The sequence below is a fragment of the Pseudomonas sp. GW823-FHT06E10 genome, assembly GCF_058794995.1.
The window spans coordinates 431,266-450,263 of sequence record NZ_JBXAHJ010000001.1 but is presented as its reverse complement, the minus strand read 5'-3'; the positions used below and the strand labels follow the sequence as shown (position 1 = coordinate 450,263).

General features: G+C 59.9%; 17 protein-coding genes. 12 read left to right on the top strand and 5 right to left on the bottom strand.

Features of this window, described 5'->3' with window-relative positions:
• Nucleotides 1-218: 218 nt before the first annotated feature.
• The 4 genes from purE (at nucleotide 219) to AC1Q6Y_RS02080 (ending at nucleotide 2,780) form a co-directional block, all read left to right on the top strand.
• Nucleotides 219-710, top strand: a complete 492-nt coding sequence (gene purE, locus AC1Q6Y_RS02095; protein ID WP_046038893.1) for a 5-(carboxyamino)imidazole ribonucleotide mutase — start codon at nucleotides 219-221, stop codon at nucleotides 708-710.
• An 11-nt stretch (nucleotides 711-721) separates the two neighbouring features.
• A complete protein-coding gene (locus AC1Q6Y_RS02090; RefSeq protein WP_057712717.1) occupies nucleotides 722-1,804 on the top strand; it encodes a 5-(carboxyamino)imidazole ribonucleotide synthase in 1,083 nt (360 codons plus the stop codon).
• A 106-nt stretch (nucleotides 1,805-1,910) separates the two neighbouring features.
• Nucleotides 1,911-2,156: a GlsB/YeaQ/YmgE family stress response membrane protein gene (locus AC1Q6Y_RS02085; RefSeq protein ID WP_007928514.1), complete on the top strand. Its 246-nt coding sequence runs from the start codon at nucleotides 1,911-1,913 to the stop codon at nucleotides 2,154-2,156.
• 87 nt (nucleotides 2,157-2,243) lie between these two features.
• Complete coding sequence (locus tag AC1Q6Y_RS02080; protein ID WP_090452186.1) at nucleotides 2,244-2,780, top strand: DUF3299 domain-containing protein; 537 nt, start codon at nucleotides 2,244-2,246, stop codon at nucleotides 2,778-2,780.
• 138 nt (nucleotides 2,781-2,918) lie between these two features.
• Here the strand turns inward: AC1Q6Y_RS02080 and AC1Q6Y_RS02075 are convergent, their stop codons facing one another.
• Both AC1Q6Y_RS02075 and AC1Q6Y_RS02070 read right to left on the bottom strand, forming a co-directional pair.
• On the bottom strand, nucleotides 2,919-3,818 hold the full coding sequence (locus AC1Q6Y_RS02075; RefSeq protein ID WP_349735832.1) for a D-hexose-6-phosphate mutarotase: 900 nt from the start codon (nucleotides 3,816-3,818) through the stop codon (nucleotides 2,919-2,921).
• A gap of 69 nt (nucleotides 3,819-3,887) precedes the next feature.
• On the bottom strand, nucleotides 3,888-4,292 hold the full coding sequence (locus tag AC1Q6Y_RS02070; RefSeq protein WP_007942704.1) for an acyl-CoA thioesterase: 405 nt from the start codon (nucleotides 4,290-4,292) through the stop codon (nucleotides 3,888-3,890).
• A gap of 362 nt (nucleotides 4,293-4,654) precedes the next feature.
• Here AC1Q6Y_RS02070 and AC1Q6Y_RS02065 point away from each other — a divergent pair, with 362 nt between their 5' ends.
• The 8 genes from AC1Q6Y_RS02065 (at nucleotide 4,655) to AC1Q6Y_RS02030 (ending at nucleotide 15,370) form a co-directional block, all read left to right on the top strand.
• A complete protein-coding gene (locus AC1Q6Y_RS02065) occupies nucleotides 4,655-5,953 on the top strand; it encodes an MFS transporter (protein ID WP_492623967.1) in 1,299 nt (432 codons plus the stop codon).
• 202 nt (nucleotides 5,954-6,155) lie between these two features.
• Nucleotides 6,156-7,157: a phosphate ABC transporter substrate-binding protein PstS gene (locus tag AC1Q6Y_RS02060; RefSeq protein WP_057712721.1), complete on the top strand. Its 1,002-nt coding sequence runs from the start codon at nucleotides 6,156-6,158 to the stop codon at nucleotides 7,155-7,157.
• Between the two features lie 422 nt (nucleotides 7,158-7,579).
• Nucleotides 7,580-9,613: an ABC transporter permease subunit gene (locus AC1Q6Y_RS02055; protein WP_191622239.1), complete on the top strand. Its 2,034-nt coding sequence runs from the start codon at nucleotides 7,580-7,582 to the stop codon at nucleotides 9,611-9,613.
• 15 nt (nucleotides 9,614-9,628) lie between these two features.
• Entirely contained in the window at nucleotides 9,629-11,299 is a 1,671-nt protein-coding gene (gene pstA / locus AC1Q6Y_RS02050; RefSeq protein WP_090452181.1) for a phosphate ABC transporter permease PstA, read from the top strand.
• A 165-nt stretch (nucleotides 11,300-11,464) separates the two neighbouring features.
• Entirely contained in the window at nucleotides 11,465-12,298 is an 834-nt protein-coding gene (gene pstB / locus AC1Q6Y_RS02045) for a phosphate ABC transporter ATP-binding protein PstB (protein WP_007971742.1), read from the top strand.
• 121 nt (nucleotides 12,299-12,419) lie between these two features.
• Nucleotides 12,420-13,181 carry a phosphate signaling complex protein PhoU gene (gene phoU, locus AC1Q6Y_RS02040; protein ID WP_057712724.1) on the top strand — a complete coding sequence of 254 codons (762 nt, stop codon included), beginning with the start codon at nucleotides 12,420-12,422 and terminating at the stop codon, nucleotides 13,179-13,181.
• Nucleotides 13,182-13,348: 167 nt separating this feature from the next.
• Nucleotides 13,349-14,251 (top strand): response regulator, encoded by a 903-nt coding sequence (locus AC1Q6Y_RS02035; RefSeq protein ID WP_492623966.1) that lies wholly within the window; start codon nucleotides 13,349-13,351, stop codon nucleotides 14,249-14,251.
• Between the two features lie 222 nt (nucleotides 14,252-14,473).
• Complete coding sequence (locus AC1Q6Y_RS02030; protein WP_223501502.1) at nucleotides 14,474-15,370, top strand: peptidoglycan DD-metalloendopeptidase family protein; 897 nt, start codon at nucleotides 14,474-14,476, stop codon at nucleotides 15,368-15,370.
• A gap of 67 nt (nucleotides 15,371-15,437) precedes the next feature.
• Here AC1Q6Y_RS02030 and AC1Q6Y_RS02025 read toward each other — a convergent pair whose 3' ends face one another.
• The 3 genes from AC1Q6Y_RS02025 to phoB all read right to left on the bottom strand — a co-directional run bounded on the left by AC1Q6Y_RS02025 (nucleotide 15,438) and on the right by phoB (nucleotide 18,959).
• Nucleotides 15,438-16,778, bottom strand: a complete 1,341-nt coding sequence (locus tag AC1Q6Y_RS02025; protein ID WP_007975205.1) for a hemolysin family protein — start codon at nucleotides 16,776-16,778, stop codon at nucleotides 15,438-15,440.
• 124 nt (nucleotides 16,779-16,902) lie between these two features.
• Nucleotides 16,903-18,189, bottom strand: coding sequence for a phosphate regulon sensor histidine kinase PhoR (phoR, locus tag AC1Q6Y_RS02020; protein ID WP_259674430.1), 1,287 nt, complete (start codon nucleotides 18,187-18,189; stop codon nucleotides 16,903-16,905).
• Between the two features lie 80 nt (nucleotides 18,190-18,269).
• Nucleotides 18,270-18,959: a phosphate regulon transcriptional regulator PhoB gene (phoB, locus tag AC1Q6Y_RS02015; RefSeq protein WP_003229608.1), complete on the bottom strand. Its 690-nt coding sequence runs from the start codon at nucleotides 18,957-18,959 to the stop codon at nucleotides 18,270-18,272.
• Nucleotides 18,960-18,998 lie beyond the last annotated feature (39 nt).

Sequence of the window (18,998 nt, the reverse complement as noted above, 5' to 3'; positions counted from 1 at the left end):
TACTAACTAAAATTCTTGACCTTAAAATCAATAAACCGCTGTTTGGCCCCAGATGACAGATGGTCGCGACAGGGGCTGTTTATCTGTCGTATTGCGGTATACTGCGCGGCCTTCGGCCGGTTACGACCGGCCATAATTCGTACAATCAAGCCACGCATCCTGCGTGGCTTGTTGTTTTTTGATGCGCCTGCGGGCGCCCAGAGAGAAGAGGCACGACGATGAGTGCACTGGTTGGCGTGATCATGGGCTCCAAGTCCGATTGGTCCACCCTTAGCCACACCGCCGATATGCTGGAAAAGCTCGGCATCCCCTACGAGGTGAAAGTGGTTTCTGCCCACCGCACCCCGGACCTGCTGTTCCAGTACGCTGAAGAAGCCGAGGCGCGTGGCATCGAGGTGATCATCGCCGGTGCCGGTGGCGCGGCCCATTTGCCTGGCATGTGTGCGGCCAAGACCCACCTGCCGGTGCTGGGCGTACCAGTACAATCGGCAATGCTGTCGGGCGTTGATTCGCTGCTTTCCATTGTGCAGATGCCGGCGGGCATTCCGGTCGCCACCCTGGCCATCGGCAAGGCGGGCGCGATCAACGCGGCGCTGCTGTCGGCGAGTATCCTTGGCGCCAAGCACCCGCAGTTCCACGCGGTGCTGAAAACCTTCCGTGCTGAGCAGACAGACAGCGTCCTGGACAATCCAGACCCACGCATCGCCTGAGGTTGTTGACGATGAAGATCGGTGTAATCGGTGGCGGCCAGTTGGGTCGCATGTTGGCGCTGGCGGGCACTCCGCTGGGCATGAACTTCGCTTTCCTGGACCCGGCTCCGGATGCTTGCGCAGCCGCGTTGGGCGAACACCTGCGAGCCGATTACGGCGATCAGGATCACCTGCGCCAGCTGGCCGATGAAGTCGATCTGGTGACCTTCGAGTTCGAAAGCGTTCCGGCCGAGACCGTGGCCTTCCTGTCGCAATTCGTCCCGGTCTATCCGAGCGCCGAAGCGCTGCGCATCGCCCGCGATCGTTGGTTCGAGAAGAGCATGTTCAAGGACCTGGGGATTCCTACCCCGGCGTTCGCCGACATTCAGTCCCAGGCTGACCTGGACGCCGCCGTGGCTTCCATCGGCCTGCCGGCAGTGCTGAAGACCCGTACTTTGGGTTACGACGGCAAGGGTCAGAAAGTCCTGCGCACGCCAGAAGATGTGGTTGGCACCTTTGCCGAGCTGGGCAGCGTGGCCTGTCTGCTGGAAGGCTTCGTGCCGTTCACCGGTGAAGTCTCGCTGATCGCCGTGCGTGCCCGCGACGGTGAAACCCGCTTCTATCCGCTGGTACACAACACCCACGACAGCGGCATCCTCAAGTTGTCCGTGGCCAGCACCGATCACCCGCTGCAAGCCTTGGCCGAAGACTACTCCAGCCGTGTACTCAAGCAACTGGATTACGTGGGCGTGATGGCGTTCGAGTTCTTTGAAGTCGACGGTGGCCTCAAGGCCAACGAAATCGCCCCGCGAGTGCACAACTCCGGGCACTGGACCACCGAAGGCGCCGAGTGCAGCCAGTTCGAAAACCACCTGCGGGCCGTTGCCGGTCTGCCGTTGGGTTCGACGGCCAAGGTCGGCGAAAGCGCGATGCTCAACTTCATCGGCAAAGTGCCTGAGACCGAGAAGGTCCTGAGCATCGCCGATTGCCATCTGCATCACTATGGCAAGGCGTTCAAGGTCGGTCGCAAGGTCGGTCACGCCAACCTTCGTTGTGCAGACCGAGAGACGCTGACGGCCCAGATTCTCAAGGTTGAAGCACTGATAGCCGAATAGTATTTATGTGCAACGGTGGAACCTTCAGGTTGCACCGTTCTCTCATGGCAGGTCACGAAAGTCTGACTAGGCTTTCCAATAGCGACTTCATTGAGAGGGGAATGCCATGGGAATTATCGGAACCATCTTTATCGGCTTGATCGTCGGTCTGCTGGCACGGTTCCTGAAACCGGGCGATGACAGCATGGGCTGGATCATGACGATCCTGCTCGGCATCGGCGGTTCGCTGGCGGCCACTTACGGCGGTCAAGCCCTGGGCATCTATCAGGCCGGCCAAGGCGCAGGTTTCATCGGTGCGCTGGTGGGCGCCGTTGTGTTGCTGGTGATCTACGGCCTGGTCAAAAAGAACTGATCCAGACGACAAAGTCCTCTCGGCCGCACAAGCCGGGAGGGCTAGAATGCTCGGCGTTTCCTGATCCTTCCTATACGGAGCACCTTCATGCGCCGTCTTCTGCTGACTCTACTTTTATTGGGAACGGGCCTTGCCCATGCCGGTGAACTGCCGGAAACCGACTGGCTCGAATTGATGCCCAAGTCGGACCAGAAGGCCCTCGAGGCCATGCCTGAAATCGACCACAACTCCCCTGAAGCCAATGGCACTTTCACCGACAAGGGTGGGATGAAGCAGGCCAAAGGCTTGCCGGCGGTGATGTACTCGACCAAGACCGTTGCGTCGATGAACGACAAGAACATCCGCATTGGCGGTTACCCCGTGCCGCTGGAGTCCGATGCCAAGGGCCGCAGTACGTTGTTCTTCCTGGTGCCGTACCCGGGCGCGTGCATCCACGTGCCGCCGCCGCCGCCCAACCAACTGGTGCTGGTGCGCTATCCAAAGGGCCTGAAACTGAACGATATCTACACGCCGCTGTGGGTCACCGGCACGCTGAAGGTCGAGAAGGTCAGCAATGACTTGGCGGATGCGGCGTATGCGCTGGATGCGGCGACGGTACGGGTGGTGAAAGAGTCGGATTTGTAACGCGCCGTCAGATGGCATGGCACAAAAAACTGTGGGAGCGAGCGTGCTCGCGATGAGGCCATAACATTCAACATTCATGTTGCCTGTTACGCCGCCATCGCGAGCAAGCTCGCTCCCACATTGGTTTTGTGGTGTTGCTTAGAGCGGCTTGCTACCGACGCTCACACCCAGGGTATGGCTGGCCCCTGGTTTCAGGTTCACCACATCGTCCATCACGTTCGCCGTCTCGATGCACAGCATGCGCTGCCAACCGTCGTCGGCCATGTCGCTGAACGCGGCGGCGCGGTCGATCCATGGGTTCCAGATCACCGCGGTGCGCGAGCCCGTGCTGGTCAGTTCGATGCGTCGCTCCCAGGCCGGATCGACGATGCTCAGCAGTGGCGGGGCATCGAGATAGATGCGGTCGGTTTCGCCGGTAAAACGCAGATCACCGCTCTGGGTTACGGTTTTCCAGTTATCCAGGGTTTCGATGTATTTGAGACCGCCCACACCTTCGACATGCACCTCGCGCACATCGCTGATGGCAAAATAGCTGTGCAGCGCCTGGCTGATGCTGACGGTTTCAGCGCCCCGGTTATGGCTGGTCAGGTGGATGTGCAACTGCTCGTCGAGGCGAATGCTCAGCGTCAAGTCCACCTGGTGCGGCCAACCAGGAAAGCCGCCGTCGGGGTAGGGCAGGAGGAATTCGACTTTCAGGCTTTCGCCTTCGGCTTCGATGCCGCCCAGCTCCCAATCCATCGCTCGCACGAAGCCGTGAGCTGACGGCGCTTCATTGCTGACGCGCATCGCCTGCACGCTTTGCGGGTTACGGTCGAAGACGCCGAACCACGGCCAGCACACCGGCACGCCGGCACGTATGCTCTTGCCGGTCTTGAATACGGCCTCGTCATTGAGCCAGATCAGCGGCGGCTGGCCGGCCAGTTGATAACTGAGGATGTGCGCGCCTTGCTGGGCCACCAGTAATTCAGCCTGACCGTGGCGAATTCGCCAGCAGTTCAGTTCATCCAGTTTTACGGCTTCAACATTGGGCGTGCTCATGGGACAGCTCTCGATCAGTAACGTGGACGACTATCGACTGCAAAACGGCTACCAGGTTTAGAAGTTCTTTCAGCGAGCCCGGGGCGGAACCGAACGGGTGCGACCGCTGCCGTCGATGGCAACGAACACAAACACCGCTTCGGTTACTTTACGCCACTCGCTGGACAGTGGGTCGTCGCTCCAGACCTCGACCATCATCTTGATCGAGCTGCGGCCGATTTCCAGGGCCTGGGTATAAAAGGAGAGCTGAGCGCCCACCGCCACCGGAACCAGAAACGCCATGCGGTCGATTGCAACGGTGGCAACGCGTCCGCCGGCGACCTTGCTGGCCATCGCGGTGCCTGCCAAATCCATCTGCGCCACCAGCCAGCCGCCGAAAATATCGCCAAAGCCGTTGGTTTCGCGTGGGAGCGCGGTGATTTGCAAGGCCAGGTCGCCTTGCGGGATCGGATCTTCTTGTTCGAGTTCTATCATGCCGGGGGGCCTCTGACCCGTGACTCTTCGTTGGTATTGCTGGTGGTAGCCGTCTTCGGGAAAAACGATTCAGCACCGAACATACTACGTTCGTCACGTTTTCCATCAGGCGCCTAAAGGGAAACTCTGCGAAATCGCCTATGAACCTGACAGGCGCTTTCGCACAGCAACCCCTCAAAAACCGGAGCAGGCTTTGAGTATATCGGTCGGTAGACTCCGCGACGACCGTCCGGTTCTCATTTTGACTGTCAAAAACGCACCTCTATGTGCTTTTTCGAACAATTTGCTATCGTGCCGGACCTGCCCAAACCTCAGCCAGCGTTGTTGAGGTAGCAGATCCGACTATAAGAGAAGCCCTTGCCATGACCACAGCGCCCTCGAGCATCGCGCAGCCAGACCAACCCGCACGTCCGCTGACCCGCAACGACTACAAGACTCTATCGCTGTCGGCCCTGGGCGGCGCGCTGGAGTTCTACGATTTCATCATCTTCGTGTTCTTCGCTACGGTGGTGGGCAAGTTGTTCTTCCCGGCGGACATGCCTGAGTGGCTACGCCTGATGCAGACCTTCGGCATCTTCGCCGCCGGCTACCTGGCGCGGCCGCTGGGCGGCATCGTGATGGCGCACTTCGGTGACCTGCTGGGCCGCAAGAAAATGTTCACTCTGAGCATTTTCATGATGGCGGTGCCGACCTTGATCATGGGTTTGCTGCCGACTTATGCACAGATCGGCATGTGGGCGCCGATCCTGTTGCTGCTGATGCGGGTGATCCAGGGCGCGGCCATTGGCGGTGAAGTGCCGGGTGCATGGGTCTTCGTTTCCGAACACGTGCCGCAACGGCATATCGGCTATGCCTGCGGGACCCTGACCAGCGGCCTGACGGCGGGCATCCTGCTCGGTTCGCTGGTCGCCACGGCGATCAACAGTATCTACACCCCGGTGGAAGTAGCGGATTACGCCTGGCGAATTCCGTTCCTGCTGGGTGGCGTGTTCGGTCTGTTCTCGGTGTACCTGCGTCGCTGGTTGCACGAAACCCCGGTGTTCGCCGAACTGCAACAGCGCAAGGCCCTGGCCGAAGAAGTGCCGCTGCGTGCGGTGTTGCGTGACCATCGTGGCGCCATCGCCATTTCGATGCTGCTGACCTGGCTGCTGTCGGCCGCCATCGTGGTGTTGATCCTGATGACACCGACTGTGTTGCAGACGGTCTATCACTTCTCGCCAACCACGTCCCTGCAGGCGAACAGCGTGGCGATCGTGTTCCTGAGTTTTGGTTGCATCATTGCCGGCGCACTGGCCGATCGCTTCGGTGCGGGACGAGTCTTCGTGATCGGCTGTACCGCATTGCTGGCCAGTTCCTGGACCTTCTACAACAGCCTGGCCGATCATCCCGACTGGCTGTTCCCGATGTATGCCCTGACCGGTCTGCTGGTCGGCACCATCGGCGCGGTGCCGTATGTGATGGTCAAGGCGTTCCCGCCGGTGGTGCGTTTCAGCGGCCTGTCGTTCTCCTACAACGTCGCCTACGCGATTTTCGGTGGTCTGACGCCGATGATCGTCAGCCTGTTGCTCAAGGAAAGTGCGATGGGGCCTGCCTATTATGTGGCAGTGCTGTGCGGGGTGGGGATCCTGGTCGGCGCCTGGCTATGGAAGAAAGGCCGTTGATCCGTTAGTAGTGGCAACGGCGGGCGCTGCTCTCTCGGCTAAATCCAGCCAATTCCAACATTTACAGTTACAACTGAAAGGCCAGCCTTCCGAGCGGAATGCTGGCCTTTCATCCAATTGTCATATTTCAGCCATAGAGTGTTCACACGGCCTGCTGATACTTGGCCCCGACTTAACACACCCTATCTGCTAGGAGTAAGGCATGAAACTGAAGCGTTTGATGGCGGCAATGACTTTTGTCGCTGCTGGCGTTGCGACTGCCAACGCGGTTGCCGCTGTTGACCCTGCTATCCCGAGCTACACCAAGACCACTGGTGTGTCGGGCAACCTGTCCAGCGTCGGCTCCGATACCCTGGCCAACCTCATGACCCTCTGGGCTGAGAACTACAAAAAAGAATATCCGAACGTAAACATCCAGATTCAGGCCGCCGGTTCTTCTACCGCGCCACCTGCGCTGACCGAAGGCACCGCTAACCTGGGTCCGATGAGCCGCAAAATGAAGGACAATGAGCTGCAGGCCTTCGAAACCAAATACGGTTACAAGCCAACCGCTATTCCGGTTGCCGTGGATGCCTTGGCCGTATTCGTGCACAAGGACAACCCGATCAAGCATATGACCATGGAACAGGTCGATGCGGTCTTCTCGTCCACCCGTCTGTGCGGCGGCAAAGCCGACGTCAAAACCTGGGGTGACCTGGGTGTGACCGGCGACCTGGCCAACAAGCCGGTTCAGCTGTTCGGTCGTAACTCGGTATCCGGCACTTATGGCTACTTCAAGGAAGAAGCCCTGTGCAAAGGTGACTTCAAGCCAAACGTCAACGAACAGCCAGGCTCGGCTTCGGTTGTGCAGTCGATCAGCTCCTCGCTGAACGGCATCGGTTACTCGGGTATCGGTTACAAGACTGCCAGCGTGAAGACGGTGGCCCTGGCCAAGAAAGGCAGCACCGAGTTTGTTGAAGACACTGAAGAAAACGCCCTGAACGGCAAGTACCCGCTGTCGCGCTTCCTGTACGTGTACGTCAACAAAGCCCCGAACAAGCCTTTGGCTCCGCTGGAAGCTGAGTTCGTGAAGCTGGTTCTGTCCAAACAGGGCCAGGAAGTTGTGGTGAAAGACGGCTACATCCCACTGCCAGCCAAGGTTGCTGCAAAAGCACTGGCTGACCTGGGTCTGGCGGAAGGCGGCACTGCAGTCGTAAAAAAGTAACAAATTGAGTCCGGGGTGAACCCTTCCGGACTCAAGTAAAAGGCCGGATCTGCTTGCAGGCCGGCCTTTTACACACCTCAAATTTTCGATCCTCTGCCAGTCCCGCTGGCGGTGGATTTGGTGCGTCACTGCATTGTCATCTTTCTGTCATACAGGATCGCTAGGGTGAGCGCATGAATGATCTGGCCAATTCCAACATGACTACTAATCCCCCCAAGCGAATTGACTTCAATACGCCTGAGCTGCAACGCAAGCGCCGCATTCGCGCGCTCAAAGATCGCTTCACCCGTTGGTACGTCCTCATCGGCGGCCTGGCGGTGCTGGCAGCCATCACCCTGATCTTCTTCTTCCTCGCCTATGTTGTTGCGCCGCTGTTCCAGGGTGCCGACCTGACCGCGAAAGAATCCATTACCCCGGCCTGGATGCAGGACGCTGGCAAGCCACTGATGATCTCGCTCGAAGAGCAGAATCAGGTAGCCATGCGCGTTTCCGACAAGGGCCAGGCGTTGTTCTTCGATATCGACAGTGGCGCTGAATTGAAGCGCGTCGATCTGTCGATCCCGGCCGGCACCACCGTGACCTCCATCGGTGAAGACCAGCCAGGTCACCCGCTGGTGGCCGTAGGTCTGTCCAACGGTCAGGCCCTGGTGTTCCGTCACACCTATAAAGTCAGCTACCCGGAAGGCAAGAAAACCATCACCCCGGCCGTCGAGTACCCGTACGGCGAAACGCCAATCGCGGTCAACGAAGCCGGCGGTGCGCTGGAACACGTCAGCCTCAACGCCAATGATTCGACCCTGATGCTGGTCGGCTCCACCGGTTCGCAACTCAATGTTCTGTCGCTGACCAGCGAAGAGAACATGATGACCGGCGAAGTCACCAACGAGCAGAAGCGCATCGAACTGCCGCAAATGACCGAGCCGGTGAAGAATATTTTCGTCGACCCGCGTCAGCAATGGCTTTACGTGGTCAACGGGCGTGCCCAGGCCGACGTGTTCAGCCTGCGCGACAAGAGCCTCAACGGTCGCTACAAACTGCTTGAAGACGGTGAGGCTCAAGTCACCGCCAGCACCCAACTGGTGGGCGGCATCTCGCTGATCATCGGTGACTCCAAAGGCGGCCTGGCCCAGTGGTTCATGGCGCGCGACCCCGATGGCGAGCAACGCCTGAAGCAGATCCGCACCTTCCAGATGGGCACCACGCCTATCGTTGAAATCACAGCCGAAGAGCGCCGCAAGGGCTTCGTCGCCCTCGACGCTTCCGGCAAGCTCGGCGTGTTCCACAGCACTGCCCACCGCACTTTGCTGGTGGAACCGGTCGCTGAAGGCCAGGGCATTTTCGGTCTGTCGCCACGCGCCAACCGTGTGATCGTGGAAGCTGGCGGCAAGTTGCACCCGCTGCTGCTCGACAACCCGCACCCGGAAGTCTCGTGGAGCGCGCTGTGGAGCAAGGTCTGGTACGAGAACTACGACGAGCCTAAATACGTCTGGCAATCGACTGCCGCCAACACCGACTTCGAACCCAAGCTGAGCCTGTCACCGCTGACCTTCGGTACCCTGAAAGCCGCGTTCTACGCCATGCTGCTGGCCGCTCCACTGGCCGTTGCCGCTGCGATCTACACCGCGTACTTCATGGCTCCGGGCATGCGCCGCAAGGTCAAGCCGGTGATCGAGCTGATGGAAGCGATGCCGACGGTGATCCTCGGTTTCTTCGCCGGCCTGTTCCTCGCGCCCTATGTGGAAGGGCATTTGCCGGGCATCTTCAGCCTGCTGATGTTGCTGCCGATCGGCATCCTGGTCGCCGGTTTCACCTTCAGCCGCCTGCCTGAGTCGATCCGCCTGAAAGTCCCGGATGGCTGGGAAAGTGCGCTGCTGATTCCGGTGATCCTGTTCGTGGGCTGGCTGTCGCTGTACATGAGCCCGTTCATGGAGAACTGGTTCTTCGGTGGCGACATGCGCATGTGGATCTCCCACGACCTGGGCATCACCTACGACCAGCGCAACGCCCTGGTAGTGGGCCTGGCCATGGGCTTCGCGGTCATCCCGAACATCTACTCCATCGCCGAAGACGCCGTGTTCAGCGTGCCTCGCGGTCTGACCCTGGGCTCCCTGGCCCTCGGTGCCACACCGTGGCAGACCATGACCCGCGTGGTGATCCTCACCGCGAGCCCGGGCATCTTCTCGGCGCTGATGATCGGCATGGGCCGTGCGGTCGGTGAAACCATGATCGTGTTGATGGCCACCGGTAACACCCCGGTCATGGAAATGAACCTGTTCGAAGGCCTGCGCACCCTGGCGGCCAACGTTGCAGTGGAAATGCCCGAATCGGAAGTCGGCGGCAGCCACTACCGCGTGCTGTTCCTCTCGGCGCTGGTGCTGCTGTTGTTCACCTTCGTCATGAACACCCTCGCAGAACTGATTCGTCAGCGTCTGCGCAAGAAATACTCGTCGCTTTAAGAAAGGTAGAAGTCTGTGAAACAGAACTCCCTGAAAGGATGGTTCAAGAGCGGCGCCCCCGGCGTCTGGATCAGCGGTGGCGCGGTGTCCATCGCGGTCATCATGACCATTGGCCTGCTGGCAGTGATTGCCGTGCGTGGCCTGGGTCACTTCTGGCCGGCGGATCTGATCCACGCCAGCTATGACGTGCCGGGCCAGGGCCAACACCTGGTCATTGGCGAAGTGGTGCAGAAAGAAGAAGTGCCACGTGCCCGACTGAAGAGCGCCGGCCTGCCGGTGCCTGACGAAGGCCCGGAGTTCATGACCCGCGAGCTGATCAAGGTCGGCAACCGTGATCTGAACGGCAACGACTTCACCTGGATCGTCGGCGAGTGGCTGACCCAGCAAACGACGCCGCCGGAGTTGATGGCCATCGAGCGTCGTGAGTGGGGTAACTTCTACGGTTACCTGGTCAACGTCAAACAGGATGGCAAAGTCGTCGCTGAAGGCGAAGCTGCATGGCCTGAGTTGCAGGCCCGTGTCGACCGCGTCAACAAGCTTGCTGCGCAACTGAAGTCACTGGAAAAGAGTGATATTGGTGCGATCAACGCAGGTCTGGAGCGCATCCGTCTGCACGGCCGCAAGCTGGAGCTGGAAGGTAAACTCGACGCAACCGCACAAGCGGACATGGAATCCGAGCGCGCTGAGCTGAACGCCCGCTATCAGGATATCGAAGCACGTCTGACTGACTTGCATGCACAGTTCAACCGCGACGCTTTGACAGCCCGCGACGCCAATGGCAAAGAAATCGAAATCGGTCTGGGCAAAGTGGTTCACGCCTACCAGCCGAACGCCATGAGCACCTTCACCAAGATCGGTTTCTATTTCAGCAAGATCTGGGAGTTCCTGTCCGACGACCCGCGTGAAGCAAACACCGAAGGCGGGATTTTCCCGGCGATTTTCGGCACCGTGATGATGACCTTGATCATGGCGATGATCGTGACTCCGTTCGGCGTGTTGGCAGCGGTGTACCTGCGTGAATACGCCAAGCAGAACGCACTGACCCGAATCATCCGCATCGCGGTGAACAACCTGGCGGGCGTTCCGGCCATCGTTTACGGCGTGTTCGGCCTGGGCTTCTTCGTCTATGTGCTGGGCGGCTCGCTCGACCGTCTGTTCTTCCCGGAAGCACTGCCGGCACCGACCTTCGGTACGCCGGGTCTGCTCTGGGCCTCGCTGACCTTGGCGCTGCTGGCGGTGCCTGTGGTGATCGTGGCCACCGAAGAAGGCCTGGCGCGGATTCCTCGCACCGTGCGTGAAGGCTCGTTGGCCCTCGGCGCGACCAAGGCTGAAACCTTGTGGAAGATCGTGCTGCCGATGGCCAGCCCGGCGATGATGACCGGCATGATCCTCGCCGTGGCTCGCGCCGCAGGTGAAGTGGCACCGCTGATGCTGGTGGGTGTGGTGAAGCTGGCGCCGTCGCTGCCGGTGGACGGTAACTACCCGTACCTGCACCTGGACCAGAAGATCATGCACCTTGGCTTCCACATCTATGACGTCGGCTTCCAGAGCCCGAACGTCGAAGCCGCGCGACCGCTGGTGTACGCCACGGCGCTGCTGCTGGTGCTGGTGATCGCGACATTGAACCTGTCGGCGGTGTACATCCGTAACCACCTGCGCGAGAAGTACAAGGCGCTGGATAGCTGATAACACCCTGTAGGAGCGAGCCTGCTCGCGAAGAAGGTACATCCGACACATTTTCTGTGTCTGAACGACCATCGCGAGCAGGCTCGCTCCTACAGAAAGAATTGTGTAACCGCGGGCCTTGGCCAGTGGCAACCGAACCGAATTTGTTAGCACAGGGAGCCTCCCATGCAGCACGAAGCACATACCCACGGCATCAACATGTCGGCGCTGGGTCGCGACAAACAGAGCCTGAACCTCGAGCAGGAAACCGTAGCCATCGAAGTGCCGGGCCTGAGCCTGTTCTACGGCGAAAAACAAGCGCTGTACGACGTCAGCATGAACATCCCGAAACAGCGCGTGACCGCCTTCATCGGCCCGTCCGGCTGTGGCAAGTCCACGCTGCTGCGTACCTTCAACCGCATGAACGATCTGGTTGACGGCTGCCGCGTTGAAGGCGAGATCAACCTGTACGGCAACAACATCTATCGCAAGGGCGAAGACGTGGCCGAACTGCGTCGTCGCGTCGGCATGGTGTTCCAGAAGCCCAACCCGTTCCCGAAAACCATCTACGAAAACGTGGTTTACGGCCTGCGTATCCAGGGCATCAACAAGAAGCGCGTCCTCGACGAAGCCGTCGAGTGGGCTTTGAAAGGCGCGGCACTGTGGGACGAGGTCAAGGACCGTCTGCACGAGTCGGCACTGGGTCTGTCCGGTGGTCAGCAGCAACGTCTGGTGATCGCCCGCACCATTGCCGTGGAACCGGAAGTACTGTTGCTCGACGAACCGTGCTCGGCACTCGACCCGATCTCCACGCTGAAAGTCGAAGAGCTGATCTACGAACTGAAATCCAAGTTCACCATCGTGATCGTGACCCACAACATGCAACAGGCGGCGCGGGTGTCCGACTACACCGCCTTCATGTACATGGGCAAGCTGGTCGAGTTTGGCGACACCGATACCCTGTTCACCAATCCGGCGAAGAAGCAGACCGAAGACTACATCACTGGTCGGTATGGCTAGTTGAGGCGGCCGCGAGCTACAAGCTGCAAGCGGCAAGAAAGAAGCGGTGCGATTCCAGGACTTGTACATAACTGCTTGAAGCTTGCAGCTTGAAGCTTGCAACTTTCGCGGAGCGAAAAAGATGATTAGTAAAGAAGGCCTTACCCACCACATTTCCGCGCAATTCAACGCCGAGCTTGAGGAAGTGCGCAGCCACCTCCTGGCCATGGGCGGGCTGGTGGAAAAGCAAGTCAACGACGCGGTGACCGCGCTGATCGAGGCCGACTCCGGCCTGGCCCAGCAGGTGCGCGAGATCGACGACCAGATCAACCAGATGGAACGCAACATCGACGAAGAATGCCTGCGCATTCTGGCCCGTCGTCAGCCGGCAGCGTCCGACCTGCGCCTGATCATCAGCATTTCCAAGTCGGTGATCGACCTGGAGCGCATCGGTGACGAAGCGACCAAGATCGCCCGTCGTGCCATCCAGCTGTGCGAAGAAGGCGAAGCGCCGCGCGGTTACGTCGAAGTGCGTCACATCGGCGACCAGGTGCGCAACATGGTCCGCGATGCACTGGACGCCTTTGCCCGTTTCGACGCCGAACTGGCCTTGTCGGTGGCGCAGTACGACAAGATCATCGACCGCGAATACAAGACTGCCCTGCGTGAGCTGGCTACCTACATGATGGAAGATCCGCGTTCCATTTCGCGGGTTCTGAGCATTATCTGGGTGCTGCGTTCGCTGGAGCGAATCGGCGACCATGCGCGCAATATCTCGGAGCTGGTGATCTACCTGGTACGCGGCACCGACGTGCGGCACCTGGGTCTCAAGCGCATGAAGGAAGAAGTCGAAGGAACAACCGGCGAAAGCGCTAATGTTCCGGGCAAAACTGACGATAAGTAAGGTTGCCCAAGTAAAGCGCCCGGCCTTTTGGCCGGGCGTTTTTGTTTGAGCTTCACGAATTCGAAAGCAGCACCCCGCGAACGAAAAGTCCGGCGTGACTGAAGGTTTTTGGCAATGTGCCATCAGCAAGGCGGTATGCTGGCCGGGATTTTTTAAAGGGGTTTTGGATGAGTAAGGTCAATGTGTTGGTCGTGGACGACGCGTCGTTCATTCGTGACCTGGTGAAGAAGTGCCTGCGCAACTATTTCCCGGGCATGCGGATTGAAGACGCGATCAATGGCAGAAAGGCCCAGGCCATGCTGGCCAAGGAAGCCTTCGACCTGGTCCTGTGCGACTGGGAAATGCCGGAAATGTCCGGCCTGGAACTGCTGACCTGGTGCCGCGAGCAAGACACCCTCAAAACAATGCCCTTCGTGATGGTCACCAGCCGTGGCGACAAGGAGAACGTTGTCCAGGCGATCCAGGCCGGAGTTTCCGGTTACGTCAGCAAGCCGTTCACCAACGAGCAACTGATCACCAAGGTCAAGCAGGCGCTGCACAAGGTCGGCAAACTCGACGCCTTGATCAACGTAGCCGCAACCAAAACCAGCCCTGCCTTCGGTAACGACTCCCTTGCCGCCTTGACCGGTGGCAAGGCACCCGTAGTGACACCAACGGCCGCACCCGCACCGTCCAAAGGCTTGCTCAACAGTCCACCGGTCAAGACGCCTGCGACCTCCTCGGCACCCACCAGTGGCCGTGGCCAGGGTCAACTGCGCTTGCCGAACGGCATCGCGCAATGTGTGATCAAGGCCTTGAGCCTCAAGGAAGCCCTGTTGGTGGTCAAACGCACCGAGACCCTGCCGCAGATCCTCGACAGCGCGGTGCTGGACCTTGAGCAGGGCGACAACGCCGAAATCGCCCGTCTCAACGGTTACCTGCACGCCGTCGTGGCCCACGAACCGAAGCCCGACAGCGACTGGCTGCAACTGACCTTCCGCTTTGTCGACCAGGATGCGCAGAAGCTCGATTACATTTCCCGCCTGATTGCACGTGGTACGGCGCAGAAGCACTTTATTCCTGGCGCTTGATATAGGGCCGCCTGACAGTCCGCTTTTGCGAGCAGGCTCGCTCCCACATTTGTAATGCGTTCTCTTGTGGGAGCGAGCTTGCTCCGGGCGGCGATCCGACGATGGGGTCATCACGTTTACCGCACATCTGCTGAACACCTTTTCTGAAACAACTGCCGACTACCCGGGTCCATTGCAGCTGCTAGGCTCAATCCCAGATCTCACTCGACAGAATCCTTGCTCATGTTCACGCGCCTGCTGTTTTTATGTGGCTTGTTCATGGTCGCCACCTCGGCCGTGGCCATGACCATCTACAAGTCCAAGGACGCCTATGGCGTGGTTTCCTACAGCGACCGCCCCAGCAAGGGCGCCCATGTGTTCGTTTTTCGCGATGGCATGGTCGAGCACCTTGAGCGTCAGGTGCGCCTCATCATCATGAAGAAGAACGGCGTGCACAGCGTGTACGTGCGCAATGACCTGTATGCGCCGGTAGAAGTCGAATTGAGTTTTGCCGGGGTGAAGAACGCCAGCGGCGTGCCGGGCGGGACGATTCGGCGGGTGATACCGCTACGCAGCAGCGTTCGTCTGGCGCGGCTCACGGCGACTAAAGGCGGGAGGTCCCTCGCATACGTCCCGAAGTTCAAATACTCCCTGGGCGACCCCTCTGGGCCCACGGTGGGCTATCGGTACCCGTTGCCCTGGCGTGGTGGACCATTCCGGATCAGTCAGGGCGCCAATGGCCCCTACAGTCACTTCGGGCCCAAGAGCCGATATGCCATAGACATCGCAATGCCTGAGGGCACGCCGATCATTGCCGCGCGAGGCGGGGTGGTGGTGAAAACCGAGAACAGGCAGAGCGGGCGCGGCACCGACGCTTCCGGCAATTTCGTGCGGGTGCTGCACGATGACGGGACCATGGGTGTTTACCTGCACCTGAAGAAAGGTTCGGTCTGCGTTCGGGAAGGTCAGCGGGTAACGGTAGGCAGTGCGTTGGCGTTGTCCGGCAACACCGGCAACAGCACCGGGCCGCATTTGCACTTCGTGGTGCAGCGCAATACCGGGCTGGGGCTGGTATCGATTCCGTACCAGTTCAACCAGCCGGTGGGTGCGCTGCCCAACTTTGCGTTGGGCGGGAAGTGAAGTTTTCGGTGATCAACTGTGGCGAGGGGGCAAGCCCCCTCGCCACAAAATGCCCTTCAGCCGCAGATCAATCCAGCATCAACACCTTGGCCAGAACGATCTTCGGCCCTTTCATCTTCTTGATGATGATCCGCAGGCCTTCGACTTCCAGCACTTCTTCCTCTTCCGGAACGCGCTTGAGGCTCTCATAGACCAGCCCGGCAAGGGTTTCGGCTTCGACGTGGTCGAGGTCGATGCCCAGCAACCTTTCAACCTTGAAAAGTGGCGTATCGCCCCGCACCAGCAGCTTGCCCGGCTGATACGCGAGGATCCCGCGTTCGGCCTTGCGGTGTTCGTCCTGGATGTCGCCGACCAGCACTTCCAGCACGTCTTCCATGGTCAGGTAGCCGATGATGTTGCCGTCGGCCTCTTCGACCACGGCGAAGTGCGAGCCGCCCTTGCGGAACTGCTCCAGCAACTGCGACAGCGGCATGTGCCGCGACACGCGCTCCAGCGGGCGGGTCAGTTCGGCCAGGTTGAACGACTCGGGAATGTGGTCCAGCGCCGCCAGTTCCAGCAGCAGATCCTTGATGTGCAGCAGGCCGACGAACTCCTGGCGCTCGCTGTCGTACACCGGGTAGCGGCTGAACTTGTGGCGACGGAACATCGCCAGGATCTGTTTGAGCGGCGCGTTGAACTCCAGGGTCACCAGGTCTTCGCGGGAGTTGGCCCAGTCGACCACTTCCAGTTCACCCATTTCCACTGCCGAGGCCAGCACGCGCATGCCTTGGTCGCTCGGGTCCTGGCCGCGGCTGGAGTGCAGGATCAGTTTCAGTTCTTCACGGCTGTAGTGATGCTCGTGATGCGGGCCGGGTTCACCTTGCCCCGCAATGCGCAGGATAGTGTTGGCGCTGGCGTTGAGCAGGTAGATGGCCGGGTACATGGCCCAATAGAACAGGTACAGCGGCACGGCGGTCCACAGCGACAGCAACTCGGGTTTGCGGATGGCCCAGGATTTGGGGGCCAGTTCGCCGACCACGATGTGCAGGTACGAAATGATGAAGAAGGCGGTGAAGAACGAGATGCCTTTGACCACTTCGGCCGACTCGACGCCGACTGCGCTCAACACCGGCTCAAGAATGTGGGCAAACGCGGGTTCACCGACCCAACCCAGGCCCAGGGAGGCGAGGGTGATACCCAATTGGCAAGCCGACAGGTAAGCATCGAGCTGACTGTGCACGGTGCGCAGGATGTGCCCGCGCCAGCCGTTTTTGTCAGCGATGGCCTCGACCCGGGTCGAGCGCAATTTGACCATGGCAAATTCCGCCGCAACGAAAAATCCGTTGAGCAAAACCAGGATCAGAGCAAAAAGAATCATGCCGAAGTCGGCGAAAATTGTAGCGAGGGTCAAGCCAGGGGAAGGGTCCATGATGGAGTTTTGCGGGTTCCGTATATTCGAGTGGGAAGTAAAAAACCGCGCCTGAAAGGCAGGCACAAGTCAGCCAATGTAGCGGCTGACCGGCCAGTTGCCTAGTGGCGCGTGCTGGCCGGTATCAGTCAGCGGTGCTGATAACCCGTGATTTGGTGACCTGGGCCGGGGCAAAGTGGCAGGTAAAGGTACTGCCGTGGCCCGGCACGCTGCTGATTTCCATGCGTGCCCGATGTCGTAACAAGACGTGTTTGACGATCGCCAGCCCCAGGCCGGTGCCCCCGGTGTTGGAGTTGCGGCTGGAGTCGACGCGATAGAAGCGTTCGGTCAGGCGCGGCAGGTGTTTGGCATCGATGCCGATCCCGGAATCCTGCACGCTCAGGTGCGCCCCTTGGTCATCGCCCCACCAGCGAATGCGGATATTGCCTTCGGCCGGGGTGTATTTCACCGCGTTGAACACCAGGTTGGAAAACGCGCTGCGCAACTCCGCTTCGCTGCCCTTGAGCAGAATCGTCGGGTCGGCTTCCAGGGTGATTTTCTGGTTTTTCTGGCCAGACAACTGCTGCGCGTCACTCTTGATCGATTGCAGCAAGCCGTCGATCGGTACCGGCTGGTTGTCCGACGGATAATCGGTGGCTTCCAGCTTGGCCAGCAACAACAGGTCGTTGAGCAGGGTCTGCATGCGTCCGCCTTGTTGCTGCATCTGCTGCAAGGCACGGCCCCAGCGCGGGTTCACCTCGTCGACGTTATCGAGCAAGGTTTCCAGGTAACCGCAGATCACCGTCAACGGTGTGCGCAGTTCATGGGAAACGTTGGCGATGAAGTCTTTGCGCATTTGCTCAAGCTGATGGATGCGCGTCACATCGCGCACCAGCATCAAGTGTTCGTTGTTGCCGTAGCGGGTGATGTACAGCTGAATGCGCACGCGGTCGTTGGTCGGCGAAGGGATTTCCAGCGGCTCAGCGTAGCTGTCTTGCTCGAAGTATTCCTTGAAGCGCGGATGGCGCACCAGGTTGGTCACCGGTTGGCCGCTGTCCTGTGGCGTCTTGAGGCCCAGCAGGGTTTCGGCGGCGCGGTTCCACCATTCCAGATTGCCGTCGGTGTCGAGCATGATCACCGCATCCTTGAGCGCGGCGGTGGATTCCTGAACCCGGTCGATCACCGCTTGCAGGCGCCCGCGTACCCGTTGGTCGCGGCGTTGCAGGTGGTAGATGCTGTCGAACACCTCGCCCCACAGGCCGTAGCCGTCGGGTGGCGCTTCATCGGGTTTGTGCAGGCGCAGCCACTCGTGCAGACGCAGCAATTGCTTGAGGGTCCAGGCCAGGTAAAGACCCAGGCCTGCGGCGAGGCTCCAGCCGTAATAGCCGGTGATCAGGCCGATCACCAGGCAGGCGGTGACCAGCAGCAGCATGTGGCGAATCAGGGTGCCATGCCAGTTTTGGTTCACTTGACGCGCGTCCTTGTCAGCTTGTCGGGCGGTAAAGGTCCGGGTCAGGCTTTGGTAGAAAAGCGGTAACCGGTGCCGCGCACGGTTTGTACCAGATTTTCGTAAGCATCGCCGAGGGCTTTGCGCAGGCGACGAATGTGCACGTCGACGGTACGCTCTTCAACGTAGACGTTGCCGCCCCAGACCTGATCCAGCAACTGGCCGCGAGTGTAGGCGCGCTCCTGGTGGGTCATGAAAAATTGCAGCAGGCGGTATTCGGTCGGGCCCATCTCGGCAGGACGGCCGTCGATGGTCACGCGGTGGCTGATCGGGTCCAGCAGCAGGCCGCCGACTTCGATCGGTGCTTCGCCATCGGTAGGACCGGCACGGCGCAGCACGGCCTTCAGGCGCGCGACCAGCTCACGGGGGGAAAACGGTTTGGTGATGTAGTCGTCGGCGCCGACTTCCAGGCCCTGGATCTTGTTGTCCTCTTCACCTTTGGCAGTGAGCATGATGATCGGGATGTCCCCGGTCAATTCATCACGCTTGAGACGACGGGCCAGCTCGATGCCGGACGTGCCGGGCAGCATCCAGTCGAGCAGGATCAGGTCCGGTTTGCGGTCGACGATAATGGCGTGGGCTTGCTGGGAGTTTTCAGCCTCCAGGCAGTCATAGCCGGCCATTTCCAACGCAACGGCGATCATTTCGCGAATAGGCGCTTCGTCGTCGACGATCAGAATGCTCCTGCCAACCATGCCCTTAATCCTCTTGTCATTTAACTGTCTTGCGCCGCA